The 4604-nt window shown below is 46.2% G+C and carries 1 protein-coding gene; it reads left to right on the forward strand.

The window, feature by feature from the left end; genetic code table 11:
- Positions 1-236 precede the first annotated feature (236 nt).
- Entirely contained in the window at positions 237-4337 is a 4101-nt protein-coding gene (locus tag LC653_RS44815; RefSeq protein WP_229501677.1) for a DNA-directed RNA polymerase subunit beta'', read from the forward strand.
- The last annotated feature ends 267 nt before the right edge of the window (positions 4338-4604 follow it).

Here is a 4604-nt window from a genome sequence, read left to right on the forward strand (position 1 = left end):
GTACCCGCACGTTACTCTATAAGTTCCGTCGAGTAAGACTTGACGCTAAAGGCAATGTACTTTATCAGTATATATACACAACTCCTGGTCGCGTTATTTATAACAATGCCATTCAGGAAGCACTTGCTAGTTAATTCGTAATTTCTAATTCGTAATTCGTAATTGAAGAATTAATTACGAATTACGAATTACGAATTACGAATTATTAATTATTGATGACTTAGGACTAATGACTAATGACTAACGAAAAAATGATTTTTCGCAATCGGGTGGTTGATAAGGGTCAACTGAGAAATTTAATTTCTTGGGCCTTTACACATTATGGTACGGCGCGAACCGCAGTGATGGCGGACAAACTGAAAGATTTGGGATTTCGCTACGCTACCAAAGCAGGGGTTTCCATCAGTGTAGATGACTTGATGATACCACCAACTAAGCGATTGCTCTTAGAGGCAGCCGAGGAAGAAATTCGCGCTACTGAAACCCGTTATCAACGGGGAGAAATCACTGAGGTAGAACGCTTCCAAAAGGTAATCGATACTTGGAATGGTACTAGTGAAGCCTTGAAAGATGAAGTAGTCGTTCACTTCAAGAAGACTAATCCCTTGAACTCCGTATACATGATGGCATTCTCCGGGGCACGAGGTAACATCTCTCAAGTGCGGCAATTGGTGGGAATGCGGGGACTGATGGCAGATCCTCAAGGGGAAATTATCGATTTGCCCATCAAAACCAACTTCCGTGAAGGACTCACTGTAACGGAATACATTATTTCGTCTTACGGTGCCAGAAAAGGATTGGTAGATACTGCCTTGCGGACGGCTGACTCTGGTTATCTCACCCGGCGTTTGGTGGACGTATCTCAGGATGTGATTATTCGGGAATTTGACTGTGGCACCACCAGAGGAATTCCCATTCGACCAATGACAGAAGGTGCCAAAACCTTGATCCCTCTAGGAACCCGCTTGATGGGACGGGTAGTTGCCGAAGATGTGGTGCATCCGGTGACAAAAGAAGTAATTGCACCACGCAATACCCCAGTTTCTGAGGACTTGGCGAAGAAAATCGAAAAATCTGGGGTGGCAGAAGTTGTGCTGCGGAGTCCCCTAACTTGTGAAGCCGCACGTTCCGTTTGTCAACACTGCTACGGCTGGAGTTTAGCCCACGCCAAGATGGTGGACTTGGGCGAAGCTGTAGGGATTATTGCCGCCCAAAGTATCGGCGAACCTGGTACTCAGCTAACCATGCGGACATTCCACACAGGTGGGGTGTTTACTGGAGAAGTGGCGCAACAAGTTCGTTCTAAAATCGATGGGACTGTCAAACTTCCCCGCAAACTGAAGACTAGAACATATCGTACCCGCCACGGGGAAGATGCCCTCTATGTTGAGGCTAATGGCATCATGCTTTTGGAGCCAACAAAAGTAGGTGATGTTACCCCAGAGAACCAAGAGGTTCATCTTACCCAAGGTTCAACACTATATGTATTTGATGGAAATAAGGTAAAACAAGGTCAGTTGTTGGCAGAGGTTGCCCTTGGTGGACGCACAACTCGGACTAATACAGAAAAAGCAGTTAAAGATGTTGCCTCTGACTTAGCAGGAGAAGTGCAATTTGCCGAAGTTGTTCCAGAACAAAAAACTGACCGTCAAGGTAATACCACAACCACAGCCGCACGCGGTGGCTTGATTTGGATTTTGTCTGGGGAAGTTTATAACTTGCCGCCTGGTGCAGAATTGGTGGTGAAAAATGGTGATGCGATCGCTTCTAACGGAGTTTTAGCAGAAACCAAGTTAGCCAGTTTGCACGGCGGTGTGGTGCGGTTGCCAGAAGCTACCCCAGGTAAGAGTACCAGGGAAATTGAAATTATCACTGCTTCTGTGGTACTAGACAAGGCTTCGGTGACAGTCCAAAGTTCCCAAGGGCGGAATAATTACTTAGTCTCCACTGGTAACAACCAAGTATTTAACCTCCGAGCTACACCAGGCACAAAAGTGCAAAATGGTCAAGTAGTAGCTGAGTTAATTGATGACCGCTATCGCACAACCACTGGTGGATTCCTGAAATTTGCGGGTGTAGAAGTCCAGAAAAAAGGCAAAGCCAAGCTGGGTTATGAAGTCGTGCAGGGTGGTACCCTTTTGTGGATTCCCGAAGAAAGCCACGAAGTTAATAAAGATATCTCCTTGCTGTTGGTAGAAGACGGTCAGTTTGTAGAAGCTGGCACCGAGATAGTAAAAGATATCTTCTGCCAAAACAGTGGTGTGATAGAAGTTACCCAGAAAAACGACATCCTGCGGGAAGTTGTGGTTAAACCTGGGGAACTGCTGATGGTGGACGATCCAGAATCAGTTATCGGACGAGATAACACCTTCATCCAACCAGGTGAGGAATTCCAAGGTAATGTCGCCACGGAATTGCGTTATATCCAGTATGTGGAGACACCAGAAGGGCCCGCCCTGTTGAGTCGTCCAGTAGTTGAGTTTGCCGTACCCGATAATCCAGATGTGCCATCAACTACATCTGTGAGTCAACAAACCGGACGATCAATTCAGTTGCGGGCTGTGCAGCGACTACCTTACAAAGATTCAGAACGCGTCAAATCTGTTGAAGGCGTGGAACTGCTGCGAACCCAGCTAGTGCTGGAAATTGAGCAAGAAGGGGAACAAGACCATAATGCTTCACCCCTTGCAGCAGATATTGAATTAGTAGAGGATACTGAAAACCCAGAAGTTCAACGTTTACAACTGGTAATTTTGGAATCCTTGGTAATTCGTCGAGACATTACCGCCGATGCCACCCAAGGAAGTACCCAAACCACACTTGAGGTACACGATGGGCTTACCATCGCCCCTGGATCTGTGGTCGCACGTACCCAAATCTTGTGTAAAGAAGGCGGGGAAGTGCGAGGCGTCCGCAAAGGAACCGAAAACGTGCGTCGCTGCTTAGTGTTGCGTGACGCTGACAGGCTGACCATTAATACTAGTACTCAGCCAAAGGTAAAAGTGGGTGACTTGCTAGTAGAAGGTACAGAAGTTGCTCCTGGAGTTTTTGCCCCAGAATCAGGACAAGTAGTGGATATCAAAGCGGAAAGTGCGGTCTTGGGGTCTCCCCAAGAGGAGCAACTTTCCAAGAGAAGTGCCACTGCGGCATCTGGTGAGGAATCAGCCCTAAGTACTAAAAACTACGTTGTTACTACCCGTATCGGTCGCCCTTATCGAGTCAGCCCTGGTGCTGTGTTGCAGATAGAAGACGGCGATTTGGTACAACGGGGTGATAACTTGGTGTTGTTGGTGTTTGAACGCGCCAAAACCGGAGATATTATTCAAGGTTTGCCCCGGATTGAGGAACTACTTGAAGCTCGTAAACCGAAAGAAGCGTGCATTTTATGTCGCCGGGGGGGTGAAGTTAAGGTAGTTTACGCTGAAAGTGGTGATGAAGCGATCGCTATCAAGGTCGTAGAATCAAATGGCGTGGTCACAGATTATCCTCTAGGCCCAGGACAAAATTTGATTGTGCCAGATGGATCGATTGTGTTAGCGGGACAACCATTAACCGATGGTCCATCCAATCCCCACGAAATTTTGGAAATCTTCTTTAGCCTGGGTTCCGAAGACGGAATCTATGCTTGTGCTAGCCATGCTTTGCAGAAGGTACAGTCATTCTTGGTGAATGAAGTGCAAATGGTGTATCAATCTCAAGGGATTGATATTTCCGATAAGCACATTGAAGTCATTGTTCGCCAAATGACCAACAAAGTCAGGATTGATGACGGTGGTGACACCACAATGCTTCCTGGTGAATTGGTAGAACTGCGCCAAGTTGAGCAGGTGAACGAAGCTATGGCAATTACAGGCGGTGCTAGGGCACAGTATACCCCAGTATTGTTGGGGATCACCAAAGCATCGTTGAACACCGACAGCTTTATTTCCGCCGCATCCTTCCAAGAGACAACACGGGTACTTACCGAAGCAGCTATCGAAGGCAAATCCGATTGGCTGCGCGGCTTAAAGGAAAACGTGATTATCGGGCGATTGATTCCGGCTGGTACTGGCTACAATACCTATGATGAACCCGGTGCGATCGATGATTATGCTGCTGAGATTACCAGTAGTGTCTTGGATGAAGTTGATGATCCCCTAGATATGGTCTTAGATGACCGCACAGCTCGCACCTATAATTTAGATTCTCCTACTCTTGGGGAATCTGGTTTTGGTAGCAGACGTGCAGAAAGGTCAGTTCTAGATGACGAAGATGAATTAATCGCCGATGAAGTAGCAGACGACGACGATTACGAGGAAGAAGAGGAAGACGACGAAGATGATTTCGACGATGAATAGAGACTTGAAATTTACCGTCTCTATTAAAACGTAAAAACTAAAAAGGCAAAAGAAGATTTTCTTTTGCCTTTTTATTTTGCTCTCTAAAAACACATTTTTAAATCTTCAATATTCTGGTTTTTGGCTTTCGAGCTAGTAGTCAGTTATAGCCGTAGCCATTTTAATTAGGACGCAGCTTGCTTGAGAACGATTTCCATAGCATCACGTAAATTATCAGATTTAAGTAATAGCTTGCGAATTCTGCTTTTTAAAGTCGCCCAACACTTT

Origin of the sequence: Nostoc mirabile CHAB5784 (assembly GCF_020829645.1) — a bacterium.
Lineage (GTDB): Bacteria > Cyanobacteriota > Cyanobacteriia > Cyanobacteriales > Nostocaceae > Nostoc > Nostoc mirabile.